A 14845-nucleotide genomic window follows, 5' to 3' on the forward strand; every position below is an offset into this window, starting at 1 on the left:
CTCACTACGTCGCCCTCCTCCCTCAACCGGACCGCAATCCTGTACGCCACTTGATCTGCGCCGTACAATGCCGAGCCATTCAAACCCATCGCAACCGACAAAACGGCCAAACATGCGTACCAGTCAGTACCTGCTGTCTACCCTCAAGGAAACCCCCACCGATGCCGTGGTGATCAGCCATCAGCTGCTGCTGCGCGCTGGCATGATCCGCAAGCTTGCCTCCGGCCTCTACACCTGGCTGCCAATGGGCCTGCGAGTGCTGCGCAAGGTCGAGACGGTGGTCCGCGAAGAGATGAATGCCGCTGGTGCGCTGGAAGTATTGATGCCTGCCGTGCAGCCTGCAGAGCTGTGGCAGGAGTCCGGCCGTTGGCAGCAATACGGGCCTGAACTCCTGCGCCTGAAGGACCGCCATGAGCGCGACTTCTGCGTTGGCCCGACCCACGAAGAAGTCATCACCGACCTGGCACGCAACGAGCTGAACAGCTACAAGCAGCTGCCGCTCAACTTCTACCAGATCCAGACCAAGTTCCGTGACGAGATCCGTCCGCGCTTCGGCCTGATGCGCGGCCGCGAATTCATCATGAAGGATGCCTACTCCTTCCACATGAACCAGGAGTCGCTGCAGGAAACCTACGACCGCATGCACCAGGCGTACTGCAACGTGTTCAGCCGCCTGGGCCTGGATTTCCGCCCCGTACTGGCCGACACCGGCTCCATCGGCGGCACCGGTTCCCACGAATTCCATGTACTGGCCGAGTCCGGTGAAGACGATATCGCCTTCAGCGACAGCTCCGACTACGCGGCCAACGTCGAGAAAGCCGAAGCCCTGCCGCGTGAGACCGAACGTCCTGCGCCCAGCCAGGAACTTAAGCTGGTCGATACGCCGAATACCAAGACCATTGCCGATCTGGTGGAAAACTTCGGCCTGCCGATCGAAAAAACCATCAAGACGCTGGTCGTCCACGGTGCCGAAGAAGGCAAGCTGGTCGCCCTGATCGTCCGTGGTGACCACGAACTGAACGAAATCAAGGCAGCCAACCTGGCACAGGTTGCCAGCCCGCTGGTGTTCGCCAGCGAAGCCGAACTGCGCCAGGCCATCGGCGCCGGCGCAGGCTCGCTTGGCCCGATGAATCTGCCGCTGCCCTGCATCGTGGACCGTTCCGTGGCCCTGATGAGTGACTTCAGCATCGGTGCCAACATCGACGACAAGCATTACTTCGGCGTGAACTGGGAGCGCGATCTGCCGCTGCCGGAAGTCGCTGACCTGCGTAACGTGATTCCTGGCGACCCGAGTCCGGACGGCAAGGGAACCCTGGTAATCAAGCGCGGCATCGAAGTCGGCCATATCTTCCAGCTGGGCACCAAGTACAGCGAAGCCATGAAGCTGAACGTACTGAGCGAGCAAGGCAAGCCGGTGACCCTGATCATGGGCTGCTACGGCATTGGCGTATCTCGCGTTGTGGCCGCAGCCATCGAGCAGAACTACGACGAGCGCGGCATCCTCTGGCCCGAGGCTCTGGCGCCGTTCCAAGTCGCACTGGTTCCGCTCAAGTACGAGACTCCGGCCGTCAAGGAAGCCACCGACAAGCTCTACGCCGAGCTGCGCGCAGCGGGCGTCGACGTACTGCTGGATGACCGTGACAAGAAGACCAGCCCCGGCGTCAAATTCGCCGACATGGAGCTGATCGGCATTCCGCACCGCATCGTCGTGAGCGAGCGTGGCCTGGCCGAAGGCAACCTGGAATACAAGAACCGCCGCGAGACCGACAATCATAATGTGCCGGTTGCTGAGGTTCTGTCCTTCATCACCGCCCGCGTGAATCGCTGATCTAAAAAATGTCCAAGCGTAGTTCCCATTACCTCGTCGGCGCCGCCCTGTGCGGCGCCCTCTTCCTCAGCGGCTGTGCCAATCATTTGCCACAGCGCAGCGAGCACGAGGAGCGTGTCGAGCGCAAACTGCTCAACCACAGCCTGCAGATCGACGTTGGTGATCCACAGGTATTGGAACTACCGCAGCGACGCATCCGCATCAACGAGCAGAAGACTTTCGAAGTCACCGAGTTCGAGGTCAGCCGTCACTACGACCGCTATACGCCCTACCAGCCCTGGCGGGAGCTCTACGAGGTCCCGCTGGGTGCGGTTGCGGTGGTCGCAGGCGTCGGCGCGAACGTGCTCAACGTGGTACTACTCGGCAGCCTGCCGGATACCGCCACCAAAGACTGGATCAGCTACGGCTTCGCCGGCCTCAACCCGGCGATGAACGTCGAATCCAATGGTCGCTCCGAGCAGAACCTTGCCAGCATCGACGAGAAGCAGCTGGACAAGCGCATGGAGTATTCGAGCCTGCCCTGGGCCGAGCGCCCGGTACTGGTCAAGTTGGGCAACCACACCCATGAACTGGCTACCGACCGCAACGGAATCCTGCGCCTGAACCTGCTGGACGGCCCCTTCGCCGACCAGGACATCAGCCGCATCGGAAAGCTCCAGTTGAGCGTCGAGGACCCGATGGACAACGCCCGCGCCGACGCCAACCTCGGCATTAGCCACGCTCTGCGCGGCAAGCTGATGGAGGCCCATGCGCTGATCTTCGAAGACCTCGAAGACGATGAAGTCCCGCAGTGGGTCCACCGGGTCAAGCGTCTGTCGGAACTGGGCCTCGAAGAAGAAGCCAGCGAGTTGGAGCAGAGCCTGATCGAACTGACCCGCAACGATCCGGAACTGCAGCAGGAGTTTCTTCACTCGCTGATGAAAGATGCCGGCCGACTGGCTGCCGATCCCGGCGATTCGGATTGACTTGCGCGAGGAGCGAGCCTGGCTCGCTCCCACCTCGTGACTTCAGCGTCGCACGATGAAGCCGGTAACGCCCTGTACCGGCTGTTCCTGAAGCTCGACGCCCGTCACCCTTGCTTCTGCAGGCCCTTGCTCCAACCAGGCAGCCAACGCACGCACGGCGTCCTCCTCTCCCTCCAGCAACACCTCGACCCGGCCATCCGCCAGGTTTCGCACCCAGCCATCCAGCTCCAGCTGGTCAGCCTGCTCCTGGGTAGACTGACGGTAATAGACGCCTTGCACCGTGCCGCTCACGTAGCCGTGCAAACAGATTCGAGCCATCGTCCTAGCCTCCCTTGCGCAGCTCGTCCAAGCGTGCAGTCAGGCCTGCAGCGCTCTGCTCACCCAGCAAACGCTCCCGCATCTTGCCCTGAGCATCGATGATGTAGGTGACAGGCAATGCTTCACTGCGCGGCAGGTCGTATCGCTTGGCGGGGTCCTCCGAAAGCACAGTGAACTGGATGCCCATTTTCTGCGCGGCCTGGCCGAGTTCGTCGCCCTGAAGCCCATCGAAGTTGACGCCCAACACCTTCACGCCCTTGTCCCGCTGTTGTTCAGCGAATGCGTTCAGCTCGGGAATCTCCGTGCGGCACGGCGCACACCATTCCGCCCAGTAATTGATGACCAGCCACTGGCCTTCGAGGCGCTCAACCGCTACCTTCTGCCCATGCTGATCGACACCTACGTCGTCCGAGCAGCTGGCCAGGAGCAGGCCGGCGCCCATCAGTGCGAATACCCCCAAAACAGCCTGGAGTCGCGATCCCATGCATTCGGTCCTCGTTTACGCGGGGTTGATATGACGCTGGATGCCCTGCGCTTGGAAGTGCCAGACATCCTTGAGGAAAACAGCACTTCTTTGGCAAGTGTGCCGACCCTCCTCGCGAAAGCGCGCCAGCTTCCTCAGGATAGTGCCCTGCAGCAGCTCCTGGGGCATTTGTTCAGGCTCAACCGCAGCGCAATGACCTTACTCGAAAGGCAACGCGTGCTGCAAAGCTTCAGCGAGGAGTTTCGCCACTACGCTCAGGCCTATCACGACCGCAAGGTGCCCCCCACGCTATTCGTCAAGCTCTGCAACGAGCTGGCCTGCGGATTCAAACGCCTGCTGCTACAGATCCTCCAGGGCCATCAGCCATCGCGCCCACATCTGGCCTGGTGCCTGTACATGGCCCAGCACTTCCTCGCCCAGACCCAACTGCGTCACTACCAGCTCTATCAGGAACCCAACCCACGACTGTGGCGTGACAGCCATCTGCTCTATTGGATAGGTGAGCACCAGAACTGCCTGGATGAGCCAGTCGCAGCCGCTTTCCGCCCCACGCCTGCCAATACCTTGCGCGGGCTCTACCAGCAGATGCTGCTGTTGGCGCTGAGCAACCCATTCCATTTGAGTGAAGGCGAATGCCCTCTGTTGTTCGGCGCCCTGGCGCCGCTTGCCAACCTGGCGCGACTCCTGCCCTGGGATGAAGAAGACGACAACGGCGGTCCGACAGTAGACCTGACCGAGTCCCAACCCTGCCTGCCACTGGACCAGCGCCCGGATGGCGCCAACGGCTATCTGCGCCGCTTCGAGCTGGGCGCCTTGTTGATCGCCGTGCACGAACCCGCCCCCCTGCGCAGTGAAACCGAACACCAGCTTCTGGAGAGGGTTCGCCAGCACTGGCTGGGGCGCCAGCAGCGCCGTCACCCACGCACGGAGCAATCAGGAAGTTGCCAGTTGGTCGTGAGCCTGGCTGCCATTCATGCCGATTTGCTGGCACAGCATCCTGGTCGTTGCGATGCACAACTATTGGACGCCAGCCCTGGCGGCACCCGCCTGCTCTGTCACGGTGACCTGGGCAGCCAACTTCCGGTGGGGCAACTGGTCCTGGTGCGGAACCAAAGCACGCCGGTTCTCGCATTGGTACGTTGGCGCTACCAGAACAGCGAAGGCCTGCACCTCGGCCTGCGCTACCTCAAAGGCTTGCCACGTCCTGTCTGGCTGCGCCGCGCGCCCAGCGCCCAGACCCACCCAGGCGTCCTGCAAAGCACGCCGGAGCCCGGTAACGGCTGGCACCACGGCCTGTGGCTGCCTTGCAAACAATTCGTCGAAGGGGAGAATCTCTGGCTTCAACTGGCCAGCGTGAACAACCAGGCCATCGTGACGCTACCGGAGCCCAATCTCGCCTCGTCGATGGTGGCGCGCTATCCCCTGCAACTTGCCTGAGTAGTCAAACTGCGAGACGGGTCACGCCCAGCGGGGGCCAAGGCGCACAGTACGCAAGGGAATGGCTGCTTATAATCCTGCCCTATCGGTACGAGCGTACCTTTCCCAGCCTGGATGCCCCATGCCACAGCAAGACAGCCTGATCGGCCCTGTCCCTGTCCGAATCATCGAAGTCGCCCGCTCCACTCTCACCCCATTCGAGGGAAGGGTGGCTGATTTCAATGTCGCGGCCTGGTTGCACCTGCCCGGAATGACCGATCTGCCGGTCTCGCTGCTGGTGAGCTATATGGACGGCGGACAACGCCGCGAGGTCGCGGTGGATCACGGCAGGCTGAATACCAAGGGCAAGATTCTACTGGCGGGCATCGCCCGCGTGCCGTTCAAGCAGAAAATCGAGCTGATGCAGGTGCGCCTGCGCTCGGCGGTACCAATCAAGGGTTTGCTGGTGGAAGAACTCTTCGTGCAGGCCGTGGAACTGGCCGAGCCAGCAAAGAGCCAGGCTCGCGCCTGACCTGCAACTCAGCCGGGCAGCGCCCGATTGTTCTCCTGGAGCGACAGCTCCGCACTCTCCCATTCCTCCTGCACGACCACAGGTGTCAGCGACTCTGGCCAGTGGCGGAAACTCAGCCCGGTCACCCGATTGAGTCCCTCCAGCGCCCGTTGCGGTGCGCGCTCGTGCAGACGGACCAGTTTGTCTTTCTTGCTACCCATCGCTCTCATCCCCTGGCCATCGACTCGATGGCCTCTTCCCTGTCAGTGCCATAAGCATGCCAATCGCTCGGACCCGCTATCGCACGGGCCGCTGTTGCGTCCAGCAAACGCTCCGTCGTTTGTAACTGACAAATTTCGTCAGTCGTTCCCCGGCTTGAGCCACTGCGCCAGGCTGCCACCGAACAAGGCCTGCTGCTCTTCCTGAAGCAGCTCAAGGGCCGTGCGCAGCGGCGGATACCATTCCTCGTCCAGATGCTCGGGCAATTGGTTCAACCGTGGAAGCGGCCAAGGCAAATGAACGAGCAATTGATAGAAACTGTAGCCTCCCAGATCGCGACAGAGCACCCAGTTACCGCCGCTGGCGCGGCAGACCAGATGCTGGCTTTCCAGCAGCTCCAGCATTTCCAGCCATTCGTCTTCCGGCAAATGCCAGCCGGCCCGCTGCACGTCGAGATGACGAACCGGCATGCCACGCAATTGTCGGTCGTGGAACACTCGCAGGATGCCCAGCAATACCAGCAGGCGCGGCAATGCGCGGCGTCGCCAGTGCCAGGGAGTCGAAAGGTTGCAGACCAGCTCGGCACCGAACAGCACGATCACCCACGACAGATAAATCCACAGCAGGAACAGTGGCACCGTTGCGAAGGCGCCATAAATCAACTGGTATCCGGGAAAGAAGCTGACATAGAGCCCGAACAATGCCTTGGCGGCTTCGAACAACAATGCCGTGAAGGCACCGCCCACCAGCGCATGGCGCACGGGTACCCGGGCATTGGGTACCGCAGCGTAGATCAGCGTGAAAGCGGCAATGCTGGAGAGCAGCGGCATGAAGCCCAGCAGCGTCTTGGCGCCGATCAGTGCATCCGGACCGGAAATCAGCGACAGCGATGTGATGTAGGTGCTGACGGCAAAGCCCGCCCCCAGCAGCAACGGGCCCAGGCTGAGGATCGCCCAATAGAGCAGGAAGCTGGATACGCCTCGACGTGGCTGGCGCACGCGCCAGATGGTGTTGAAGGCTTTTTCGATGGTCACCAGCATCATGAATGCCGTTACCACCAGCAGGCCAACCCCGACCCATGTCAGGTGCCGGGCCTGTACCGTGAAGCCACGCAGGTATTCCTGCAGGGTTTCACCGGTGGAAGGGACGAAGTTGCGGAAAATGAAGCTCTGGATCTGCTCGCCCGTCCCCTCGAAAGCCGGGATGGCCGAGAGCATGGTGAAGGTCACCGTCATCATCGGCACTACGGCGAACAGGCTCGTATAGGTCAGGGCCGCTGCGCTGTTGGTGCCATGATCGGCAATGAACCTCTGCAGCAGGAAGCGCCAGAATTCGACGACGTCGGTGAGGCGTTGGCGCATTCCATCTCCTTGATTCAGATCGATCCGGCCAGGCTAAGCAGACCGCAAGCGCAGCTCACGGTTCAGACCGGCGCCACGACGCGGTTAGAATAGCCGCCTCGACCAAGCCCATGCGACCCCCGACATGACCGAATTGACCCTCTACCACAACCCGCGCTGCTCCAAATCCCGCGGAGCCCTGGAGCTGCTGGAAGCCCGTGGCCTGGCACCCACCATTGTGCGGTACCTGGAAACCCCTCCCAACGCCGCCGAACTGCGTGATCTGCTGGCCAAGCTGGGGCTATCCGCCCGCCAGCTACTGCGCACCGGCGAGGACGAGTACAAGGCCCTCGGACTGGACGATGCCAGCCTCTCCGAAGCGCAGCTGATCGCCGCCATGGCCACGCACCCCAAGTTGATCGAGCGCCCCATCCTGATCGCAGGTGACAAGGCTGTTGTCGGCCGACCGCCGGAGAAGGTCCTGGAGATCCTTCCTTGAGCGCGCCCTACATCCTGGTCCTGTACTACAGCCGCCACGGTGCCACCGCCGAAATGGCCAGGCATATCGCCCGAGGTATCGAGCTGAGCGGTCTGGAGGCACGTCTGCGCACCGTACCGGCAGTGTCCACCGAGTGCGAAGCGGTTGCCCCGGACATTCCTGCCGACGGCGCGCTCTACGCCACACTGGACGACCTGCGCCATTGCGCTGGCCTGGCCTTGGGCAGCCCCACCCGCTTCGGCAACATGGCGGCCCCTCTCAAGTATTTCCTCGACGGCACCAGCAGCCTCTGGCTCACCGGCGAACTGGTTGGCAAACCGGCGGCAGTGTTCACCTCGACCGCCAGCTTGCACGGCGGCCAGGAAACCACGCTGCTGTCCATGCTGCTGCCACTGATGCACCACGGCATGCTGGTCACCGGCTTGCCCTATAGCGAGTCGGCGCTGCTGGAAACCCGTGGCGGCGGCACCCCCTACGGCGCGAGCCACCACGCCGGTGCCGATGGCAAGCGCCCACTGGACGTGCACGAAATCGCCCTCTGCCGCGCCCTGGGTCAACGCCTGGCGCAGACCGCCCAACGCCTGGAGGCTCCGCGTGGCTAAGAAACCCAAGACACTGCCGGAACTGACGTGGCTGACCCCGCGCATGACGGCCAGCCGCGTAGTCAGCCTGGTGAGTTTCATCGCCCTGGCTGCACTGCTTACGGTCAACACACTGTTCTTCGCCGACCTGCACGGCGCCCGGACCTGGGTGGTCCTGGCCATCCTGCTGGTTCCGCTGGCGCTGCTGGCACCCGGCATGATCCTCGGCAACGCTCGTGCTCATGCCTGGGCCTGCTTCGTGGTTAACCTCTATTTCATCCAGGGCGTACTCGCCGCTATCGATCCGGCGCGCAGCCTGTTCGGCTGGCTGGAAGCCGGTCTCAGCCTGCTGTTGTTCTGCGCCGCCCTGCTCTATACCCGATGGCGGTTCCAGTACAATCGCAAGCTGGCGGGAGAGTGATTCCTGCACGGAAACGAAAAAGCCCGGATTCAGATCCGGGCTTTTTCTTCAGCGACCCCACGAAGCGTTGGCTACCAGCCGAAGATTTCCTTGAGGAAAGGAATGGTCAGCTTGCGCTGGGCCTGGAGCGAAGCCTGATCGAGGATGTCCAGCAGATCGAACAGGAGGTTCATGCTGCGCGGGCCGCGGGTCAGGATGAAACGCCCGACTTCGTCGGTCAGGTGCAGGCCACGGCGCGAGGCCCGCAGCTGCAACGCTCGCAGCTTGTCCTCGTCGGACAGCGCATGCAGCTGGAACACCAGCGCCAGGGTCAGGCGCGACTTCAAGTCAGGCAGCTTCACCCCCAATTCGCGCGGCGATTTGCTGGCAGACAGCAGTAGCTTTCGACCGGCATCGCGCAGGCGGTTGAACAGGTGGAACAGGCCTTCTTCCCATTCCGGCCGACCGGCCAGGGCATGCAGGTCGTCCAGGCAGACCAGTTCACACTGTTCCAGGTTGTCGAAGACTTCCGGACCGTAGTGCACCAGTTCGTCCATGGGCAGGTAGATCGCCTGTTCGTCGCGCTGCTCGAAACGCAGGCAGGCGGCCTGCAGCAGGTGACTGCGCCCGGCGCCCTCGCCCCCCCAGAGATAAATCAGGCTTTCGGTCCAGCCCGCATCAGGCTCGCACAGGCGCTCGACATAGCCGAGTGCCGCGGCGTTGGCGCCGGGATAGAAGTTGGCGAAGGTGGCGTCGTCACGCAGACGCACACTCAGGGGAAGCTGGATCGGTGTCATGCCGTACTGGAAGGGTCGTCTGGACCGCTACTCGACTGTCCGTAAAGGTCGGAAAGTTTATAGAAATCATGCGCATGGCGCAGCAAAACCATGATGATCGCTGCAACTGGCAGAGCCAGGAGCACACCAGTGAAGCCAAACAGCTGGCCGCCGGCAAGTATCGCAAAGATAACTGCCACTGGGTGAAGGCCGATACGATCACCCACCAACAGCGGCGTCAGCAGCATACCTTCGAGCAATTGTCCCACTGTGAAGACCGCTACGACGCCGACCAGCGGATAGAGTTCGAAACCGCCGTACTGGAAGAGAGCGGCAATCAATGCGGCACCGAAGCCGACGACGAACCCCATGTAGGGCACGATGCTGGCCAGGCCTGCCAGCAAACCGATCAGCAATCCCAGATCGAGCCCTACCAACATCAGACCGACGGCATAGATGAGGCCCAGCGCCAGCATCACCAGCAATTGGCCGCGCAGGAAGGCCCCCAGCACTTCGTGACATTCACCTACAAGCCCGACAACCAGGGACTCACGATTGCGCGGCAGCAAGCCACGGAGCTTGGCCACCATCAGATCCCAGTCGCGCAACAGATAGAAGCCCACTACGGGGATCAGCAACAGGTTGCCCAGCCAACCCAGCAGCGCCAGCCCCGAGGCAGTGACGCTGGCAAGCAGAGTACCGGCGAAATCCGTGGTCTGGCCGAGATGGCCGCTGATCACCGCCTTGAAGCGGTCGAAGCGCCAGAATTCACCGGGTAGGCCGAGCTTGGCCTGGCCCCAGGGCAATGCCGTTTGCTGCAGCCAGTCGATCATCTGCGGCGCCACCTCATAGAGGCGGAAAAGTTGACGACCGAGCATGGGCAACAGGACCAGCAGCAGCGCCAGCAGGACCAATCCGAACAGGCCGAACACCAGCACGACGCCCCAGGTACGCGAAAGTCCCAGGCGCTCCAGGCGATCCACCAGTGGGTCTCCGAGGTAAGCCAGCAGCATGCCTATCAGGAACGGCGAGAGAACCGGGTGCAGCTGATAAAGCAGCCACCCCAAAAGCAGGAAGCCACCCAGCCATAGCCAGCGGCGTGAATCGGTCATGTCAGGCCCTCATCCTTGCGTAGCGATATTTCCGTCCCCAATCCCAGATGTACTGGGCTCCGCTGCATAGCGTCACCACCAGTACCAGCCAGCTAAAGGGCCAGCGCAATGAAGCGAGTGCCGGAGCCAGGCTGAGCTCCAGCAACAGGCACAGCACCAGCAGCATCTGCAGCAATGTACTCAGCTTGCCCAGCCAGCGTGGCAAGAACTCCGCCGGTCCCGCCAGTACCCGGAATAGCCCGGCACCGAGCAGGATCAGCAGGTCCCGCAGGACCACCACGAGCGTCAGCCAGAACGGCAGCACCTGGGTCATGGTCAGGCAGACGAAGCTGGTCACCAGCAGTAGCTTGTCGGCCACGGGGTCGAACAGCGAACCGAACCGACTGGTCCAGCCGTAGCGCCGGGCAAGGAAACCATCCAGGGCATCGGAACAACCCGCCACGGCAAAAAGCACCAGCGCCTGCCCATATCGATCGGACAACAGAAGCCCGGCAATGGGAAGAACCAGTGCCAGGCGCAGCAGAGTCAACAGATTGGGCAACTGGTGCATGGCATCCCCGTCACGGGTAGGCCAGCAGTTTACGCCCGCTACCAGTGGAAGCGCAGCAGGTTGTTACGCGGTATCACCTGGGGCGCTGGCGCAGCCTGCGGATCAGCGGAAGGGGCCGGTGCGGCCGGCGGTTCGGCTGCTGACTCCTGGAGTCCGACCAGGGAAAGCTGTGCACGCAGCTGTTCGGGGCTGGCGTTGACCCGGTACTCAAGGCGGTCGCCGTCAACCTTCAGCAAGCGTGCTCCGAAGGGTTCCAGCAGGCGAGACAGCTCGGCGTAACGGGCGAGGTTGGCACCCTGTACTTCCAGCTCCAGGTTCTGCCCGGAGCCGGGAGCCACCACAAAGCGCGGCGCCAGACGCTGGCTCACTGCGGACATCACGGCATCGGCCAACGCGGCGCTGTCAGCCCCTTCGGCGGTGCCCTGCTCACGACTGTCACCCAGCCACAGGCGCCACTGGGCCTGCCATTTGCCATCGGCCTCACTGGCATCCACCGCCAGCAGTGCGTCCGCGCCATAGCGCTCGGACGCCTGGGTCAGCGCGCCGGGCTTGGCGGATGTCAGCTGTTCGGGCGTCGCCAGCAGTTGCTCGTTGAGGTCGGCGATCGGCAGGCGCAACGGCAGGCCGCGGTTCTGTGCCGCCTGGCGCAATGGAGTTGCGGCGTCCTGGCCGTCGCCTACCAGGTTGTTGCTGCCTTCGCCGGAGCGATTCAGCCACCAGGCCAGGATGGCTGGGCGATTGGCACTCCACAGAGGAATGCCAGCCTGGCGCAAGGTCCGTTCGGTGGTAACCGGATCGAAGTCGACCACCAGTGTCTGGCCTTCATACCCGTATTGGCTGACGAGCTGCTGCGGATCCTTGCGCACGGCCTCCAGCGCGGGACTCTGGGCGGCCTTGGGATCGCCAGACAGGCGCATTACCAGGGTTTCCAGAGCGCGCACCAAGGCCTGGGTACGCTCCTCCGGCTGCTGAGATGCGACCGGTTCGCGAACCTGGTAGAGGTTCTCGGCCGTTTCAGCATGGGCGGGCAAGCCCAGCAGCGTGAGGCAAAGCAGGACAGCGGAAGCGATCAGGCGCATGGCGGATTCTCTGGAGGCGAACAGATGCAGCATAGGCCGCAATCGAAGGGCTATACCTTAATCAGCCGCTTGCCCCGGGGCAACGCAGGCGTTTTCACATTGTTTTCTCCTTGGGCCGACCACTGCGGATGGCCGCTACCGGGCAAGCCTGATAAAATCGCGCGCCTTCGCAAACCGGCAGCCAGACTTGCCGGTCGATCCTCGAATTTCCCCCTATAGGCCTGGATTTATGAGCAAGCAACCCTCCCTGAGCTACAAGGACGCCGGTGTAGACATCGACGCTGGTGAAGCCCTGGTCGAACGCATCAAAGGCGTCGCCAAGCGCACCGCGCGCCCGGAAGTGATGGGCGGCCTGGGCGGCTTCGGCGCCCTCTGCGAAATCCCGGCCGGCTACAAGCAGCCGGTCCTGGTGTCCGGCACTGACGGCGTCGGCACCAAGCTGCGCCTGGCGCTGAACCTGAACAAACACGACAGCATCGGCCAGGACCTCGTGGCCATGTGCGTGAACGACCTGGTGGTCTGCGGCGCCGAGCCGCTGTTCTTCCTGGACTACTACGCCACCGGCAAGCTCAACGTCGACGTGGCTGCTACCGTGGTCACCGGCATCGGCGCCGGCTGCGAACTGGCTGGCTGCTCCCTGGTTGGCGGCGAGACCGCCGAAATGCCCGGCATGTACGAAGGCGAAGACTACGACCTGGCCGGCTTCTGTGTCGGCGTGGTGGAAAAAGCCGAAATCATCGACGGCTCCAAGGTCCGCACCGGTGACACCCTGATCGCCCTGCCCTCCTCCGGTCCGCACTCCAACGGCTACTCGCTGATCCGCAAGATCATCGAAGTCAGCGGCGTCGATATCGAACAGGTCCAGCTCGACGGCAAGCCCCTGGCCGACCTGCTGATGGCCCCGACCCGCATCTATGTGAAGCCGCTGCTGCAGCTGATCAAGGAAACCGGCGCGGTCAAGGCCATGGCCCACATCACTGGCGGCGGCCTGCTGGACAACATTCCGCGCGTTCTGCCGGACAACGCCCAGGCAGTGATCGACGTAGCCAGCTGGCAGCGTCCGGCGGTATTCGACTGGCTGCAGGAACAAGGCAACGTCGACGAGACCGAAATGCACCGCGTGCTGAACTGCGGCGTGGGCATGGTCATTTGCGTTGCACCGGAGCAGGTCGAAGCCTCGCTCAAGGTCCTGCGTGCAGCCGGCGAGCAGCCCTGGGTCATCGGTGAAATCGCTGCGGCCGCCGAAGGTGCCCAACGCGTCGTACTGAACAACCTGAAGAGTCACTGATGGTTGCACGCTGTGATGTGGTGGTGCTGATCTCTGGCTCTGGCAGCAACCTGCAGGCGCTGATCGACAGCATCACCGGCGATGACCATCCGGCCCGCATTCGCGCGGTGATATCCAACCGCGCCGATGCCTTCGGCCTGGAACGGGCGAAAAAGGCCGGCATCGAAACCGGGATACTCGATCACAAGGCCTATGCCGACCGCGAAGCCTTCGATGCCGCCCTGATCGAAGCCATCGATGCCTATTCCCCACAACTGGTGGTGCTGGCTGGTTTCATGCGGATTCTCACGCCCGGTTTCGTGCGCCACTACCACGGGCGCCTGCTGAACATTCATCCGTCGCTGTTGCCCAAGTACAAGGGATTGCACACCCACCAGCGCGCGCTGGAAGCCGGTGATTCCGAGCATGGCTGCAGCGTGCACTTCGTCACCGAAGAACTTGATGGTGGCCCTCTGGTAGTGCAGGCCCTGATCCCGGTAGAGTCGAACGACTCGCCGGATAGTCTGGCCCAGCGGGTCCATGCACAGGAACACCGCATCTATCCGCTGGCCATGCGCTGGTTTGCCGAAGGCAGACTGCGCCTGGGCCCGAACGGCGCCGAAATGGATGGACAAGCGTTGCCTCCCTCGGGGCAACAACTGCGTAACTAGGAGATTCGCCAATGCGTCGTGCCTTGCTGTTGCTCCTCGCCCTCGTGGCCCTGCCCGCCGTGGCAGTCGAGTTGAAACCCTTCGAGGCCAGCTACACCGCCGACTGGAAACAGCTGCCTGTCAGCGGCACCGCCGGACGGAGCCTGAAGCAGCTCGATAATGGCCGCTGGGAGCTGGACTTCGAAGCATCCATGCTGGTCGCCAGCCTCAGCGAAGTGAGCACCTTCCGCCTCGAGAACAACGCTTTCATGCCCCTGACCTACCGCTTCAATCGCAGCGGCCTGGGCAAGAGCAAACAGGTGGAGTTCGATTTCGACTGGGCCCAGAAACAGATCATCGGCAACGACCGCGGCAATCAGGTTCGCCTGCCCTTGAACCGTGGCCTGCAAGATAAATCCACCTACCAGCTGGTGCTCCAGCACGACGTCGCCGACGGCAAGAAGAGCATGAGCTACCAGGTGATCGATGGCGACGAGATCGAAACCTACGACTTCCGCGTATTGGGCGAGGAGCGCGTACGCACCAAGGCCGGCCTTGTAGACGCGATCAAGGTCGAGCGTGTGCGTGACCCCACCCAGAGCAGCCGTAAGACCGTGCTCTGGTTCGCCAAGGACTGGGACTACCTGCTGGTCCGCCTGCACCAGGTGGAAAAGGACGGCAAGGAATACCAGATCATGCTCAAGGAGGGCACAGTCAACGGCAAGTCGGTAAAAGGCCTGCAGGAGTAACACCCCCTCACGAAGAACCGGGCCCAGTGCCCGGTTTTTTGTGCCTGGGGGAAACCCGCCGAACCTTGGTCGGGACCTGGATGGGCGAAACAGGCGGATAC

18 protein-coding genes are annotated in these 14845 nt (G+C 62.7%); 10 read left to right on the forward strand and 8 right to left on the reverse strand.

The window, feature by feature from the left end; translation table 11 throughout:
- The first annotated feature begins 112 nt into the window (after positions 1-112).
- Together SA496_RS19560 and SA496_RS19565 are read left to right on the forward strand one after the other, a co-directional pair.
- Positions 113-1828: a proline--tRNA ligase gene (locus SA496_RS19560; RefSeq protein WP_120654936.1), complete on the forward strand. Its 1716-nt coding sequence runs from the start codon at positions 113-115 to the stop codon at positions 1826-1828.
- An 8-nt stretch (positions 1829-1836) separates the two neighbouring features.
- Positions 1837-2793 carry a hypothetical protein gene (locus tag SA496_RS19565; RefSeq protein ID WP_153920885.1) on the forward strand — a complete coding sequence of 319 codons (957 nt, stop codon included), beginning with the start codon at positions 1837-1839 and terminating at the stop codon, positions 2791-2793.
- Positions 2794-2835: 42 nt separating this feature from the next.
- Here SA496_RS19565 and SA496_RS19570 read toward each other — a convergent pair whose 3' ends face one another.
- Complete coding sequence (locus SA496_RS19570) at positions 2836-3111, reverse strand: acylphosphatase (protein ID WP_120654934.1); 276 nt, start codon at positions 3109-3111, stop codon at positions 2836-2838.
- Positions 3112-3115: 4 nt separating this feature from the next.
- Complete coding sequence (locus tag SA496_RS19575; RefSeq protein WP_120654933.1) at positions 3116-3595, reverse strand: TlpA disulfide reductase family protein; 480 nt, start codon at positions 3593-3595, stop codon at positions 3116-3118.
- 30 nt (positions 3596-3625) lie between these two features.
- On the opposite strand from SA496_RS19575, the gene SA496_RS19580 reads away from it, so the two are divergent.
- The gene (locus tag SA496_RS19580; protein WP_330114336.1) at positions 3626-5032 is read left to right on the forward strand and encodes a PilZ domain-containing protein; all 1407 of its coding nucleotides are present in this window, start codon (positions 3626-3628) and stop codon (positions 5030-5032) included.
- Between the two features lie 121 nt (positions 5033-5153).
- Entirely contained in the window at positions 5154-5543 is a 390-nt protein-coding gene (locus tag SA496_RS19585; protein ID WP_120654931.1) for a hypothetical protein, read from the forward strand.
- Between the two features lie 8 nt (positions 5544-5551).
- Here the strand turns inward: SA496_RS19585 and SA496_RS19590 are convergent, their stop codons facing one another.
- Positions 5552-5743, reverse strand: a complete 192-nt coding sequence (locus tag SA496_RS19590; RefSeq protein ID WP_120655372.1) for a hypothetical protein — start codon at positions 5741-5743, stop codon at positions 5552-5554.
- Positions 5744-5881: 138 nt separating this feature from the next.
- Positions 5882-7102 (reverse strand): YihY family inner membrane protein, encoded by a 1221-nt coding sequence (locus SA496_RS19595; RefSeq protein ID WP_120654930.1) that lies wholly within the window; start codon positions 7100-7102, stop codon positions 5882-5884.
- Positions 7103-7226: 124 nt separating this feature from the next.
- Between SA496_RS19595 and arsC the strand changes: the two genes are divergently transcribed.
- From arsC to SA496_RS19610, 3 genes are read left to right on the forward strand one after another with little or no spacing between them, the layout of a single operon-like run.
- The gene (gene arsC, locus SA496_RS19600) at positions 7227-7580 is read left to right on the forward strand and encodes an arsenate reductase (glutaredoxin) (RefSeq protein WP_120654929.1); all 354 of its coding nucleotides are present in this window, start codon (positions 7227-7229) and stop codon (positions 7578-7580) included.
- Positions 7577-8182 (forward strand): NAD(P)H:quinone oxidoreductase, encoded by a 606-nt coding sequence (wrbA, locus tag SA496_RS19605; protein ID WP_120654928.1) that lies wholly within the window; start codon positions 7577-7579, stop codon positions 8180-8182. The genes arsC and wrbA overlap by 4 nt, the downstream gene beginning before the upstream one ends.
- On the forward strand, positions 8175-8582 hold the full coding sequence (locus SA496_RS19610; protein WP_120654927.1) for a DUF2069 domain-containing protein: 408 nt from the start codon (positions 8175-8177) through the stop codon (positions 8580-8582). The genes wrbA and SA496_RS19610 overlap by 8 nt, the downstream gene beginning before the upstream one ends.
- 71 nt (positions 8583-8653) lie before the next feature.
- Here SA496_RS19610 and hda read toward each other — a convergent pair whose 3' ends face one another.
- From hda to SA496_RS19630, 4 genes are read right to left on the reverse strand one after another with little or no spacing between them, the layout of a single operon-like run.
- Positions 8654-9358, reverse strand: coding sequence for a DnaA regulatory inactivator Hda (gene hda / locus SA496_RS19615; protein ID WP_044873840.1), 705 nt, complete (start codon positions 9356-9358; stop codon positions 8654-8656).
- Positions 9355-10449 (reverse strand): AI-2E family transporter, encoded by a 1095-nt coding sequence (locus SA496_RS19620; RefSeq protein WP_153920875.1) that lies wholly within the window; start codon positions 10447-10449, stop codon positions 9355-9357. The genes hda and SA496_RS19620 overlap by 4 nt, the downstream gene beginning before the upstream one ends.
- A 1-nt stretch (position 10450) precedes the next feature.
- Positions 10451-10999: a CDP-alcohol phosphatidyltransferase family protein gene (locus SA496_RS19625; RefSeq protein WP_153920873.1), complete on the reverse strand. Its 549-nt coding sequence runs from the start codon at positions 10997-10999 to the stop codon at positions 10451-10453.
- 38 nt (positions 11000-11037) lie between these two features.
- Entirely contained in the window at positions 11038-12078 is a 1041-nt protein-coding gene (locus SA496_RS19630) for a DUF2066 domain-containing protein (protein WP_153920871.1), read from the reverse strand.
- A 229-nt stretch (positions 12079-12307) separates the two neighbouring features.
- Here SA496_RS19630 and purM point away from each other — a divergent pair, with 229 nt between their 5' ends.
- Genes purM through SA496_RS19645 form a run of 3 tightly spaced genes read left to right on the forward strand, consistent with a single transcriptional unit; the run spans position 12308 to position 14744 of the window.
- On the forward strand, positions 12308-13366 hold the full coding sequence (gene purM / locus SA496_RS19635) for a phosphoribosylformylglycinamidine cyclo-ligase (protein WP_120654924.1): 1059 nt from the start codon (positions 12308-12310) through the stop codon (positions 13364-13366).
- Positions 13366-14016, forward strand: coding sequence for a phosphoribosylglycinamide formyltransferase (purN, locus tag SA496_RS19640; protein WP_120654923.1), 651 nt, complete (start codon positions 13366-13368; stop codon positions 14014-14016). The genes purM and purN overlap by 1 nt, the downstream gene beginning before the upstream one ends.
- Before the next feature lie 11 nt (positions 14017-14027).
- Positions 14028-14744, forward strand: a complete 717-nt coding sequence (locus SA496_RS19645; RefSeq protein ID WP_120654922.1) for a DUF3108 domain-containing protein — start codon at positions 14028-14030, stop codon at positions 14742-14744.
- The last annotated feature ends 101 nt before the right edge of the window (positions 14745-14845 follow it).

This window comes from Pseudomonas sp. JS3066 (genome assembly GCF_036328175.1).
GTDB lineage: Bacteria > Pseudomonadota > Gammaproteobacteria > Pseudomonadales > Pseudomonadaceae > Metapseudomonas.

Bases quoted from the DNA above. Each gene is read 5' to 3' on its own strand.
- SA496_RS19630 (WP_153920871.1), bottom strand. From the start codon at position 12,078: ATGCGCCTGATCGCTTCCGCTGTCCTGCTTTGCCTCACGCTGCTGGGC.
- SA496_RS19565 (WP_153920885.1), top strand. From the start codon at position 1,837: ATGTCCAAGCGTAGTTCCCATTACCTCGTCGGCGCCGCCCTGTGCGGC.
- SA496_RS19590 (WP_120655372.1), bottom strand. From the start codon at position 5,743: ATGGGTAGCAAGAAAGACAAACTGGTCCGTCTGCACGAGCGCGCACCG.
- SA496_RS19620 (WP_153920875.1), bottom strand. From the start codon at position 10,449: ATGACCGATTCACGCCGCTGGCTATGGCTGGGTGGCTTCCTGCTTTTG.
- SA496_RS19575 (WP_120654933.1), bottom strand. From the start codon at position 3,595: ATGGGATCGCGACTCCAGGCTGTTTTGGGGGTATTCGCACTGATGGGC.
- SA496_RS19645 (WP_120654922.1), top strand. From the start codon at position 14,028: ATGCGTCGTGCCTTGCTGTTGCTCCTCGCCCTCGTGGCCCTGCCCGCC.
- SA496_RS19595 (WP_120654930.1), bottom strand. From the start codon at position 7,102: ATGCGCCAACGCCTCACCGACGTCGTCGAATTCTGGCGCTTCCTGCTG.
- hda (WP_044873840.1), bottom strand. From the start codon at position 9,358: ATGACACCGATCCAGCTTCCCCTGAGTGTGCGTCTGCGTGACGACGCC.
- SA496_RS19560 (WP_120654936.1), top strand. From the start codon at position 113: ATGCGTACCAGTCAGTACCTGCTGTCTACCCTCAAGGAAACCCCCACC.
- SA496_RS19585 (WP_120654931.1), top strand. From the start codon at position 5,154: ATGCCACAGCAAGACAGCCTGATCGGCCCTGTCCCTGTCCGAATCATC.
- SA496_RS19570 (WP_120654934.1), bottom strand. From the start codon at position 3,111: ATGGCTCGAATCTGTTTGCACGGCTACGTGAGCGGCACGGTGCAAGGC.
- SA496_RS19580 (WP_330114336.1), top strand. From the start codon at position 3,626: ATGACGCTGGATGCCCTGCGCTTGGAAGTGCCAGACATCCTTGAGGAA.
- purM (WP_120654924.1), top strand. From the start codon at position 12,308: ATGAGCAAGCAACCCTCCCTGAGCTACAAGGACGCCGGTGTAGACATC.
- purN (WP_120654923.1), top strand. From the start codon at position 13,366: ATGGTTGCACGCTGTGATGTGGTGGTGCTGATCTCTGGCTCTGGCAGC.
- arsC (WP_120654929.1), top strand. From the start codon at position 7,227: ATGACCGAATTGACCCTCTACCACAACCCGCGCTGCTCCAAATCCCGC.
- SA496_RS19625 (WP_153920873.1), bottom strand. From the start codon at position 10,999: ATGCACCAGTTGCCCAATCTGTTGACTCTGCTGCGCCTGGCACTGGTT.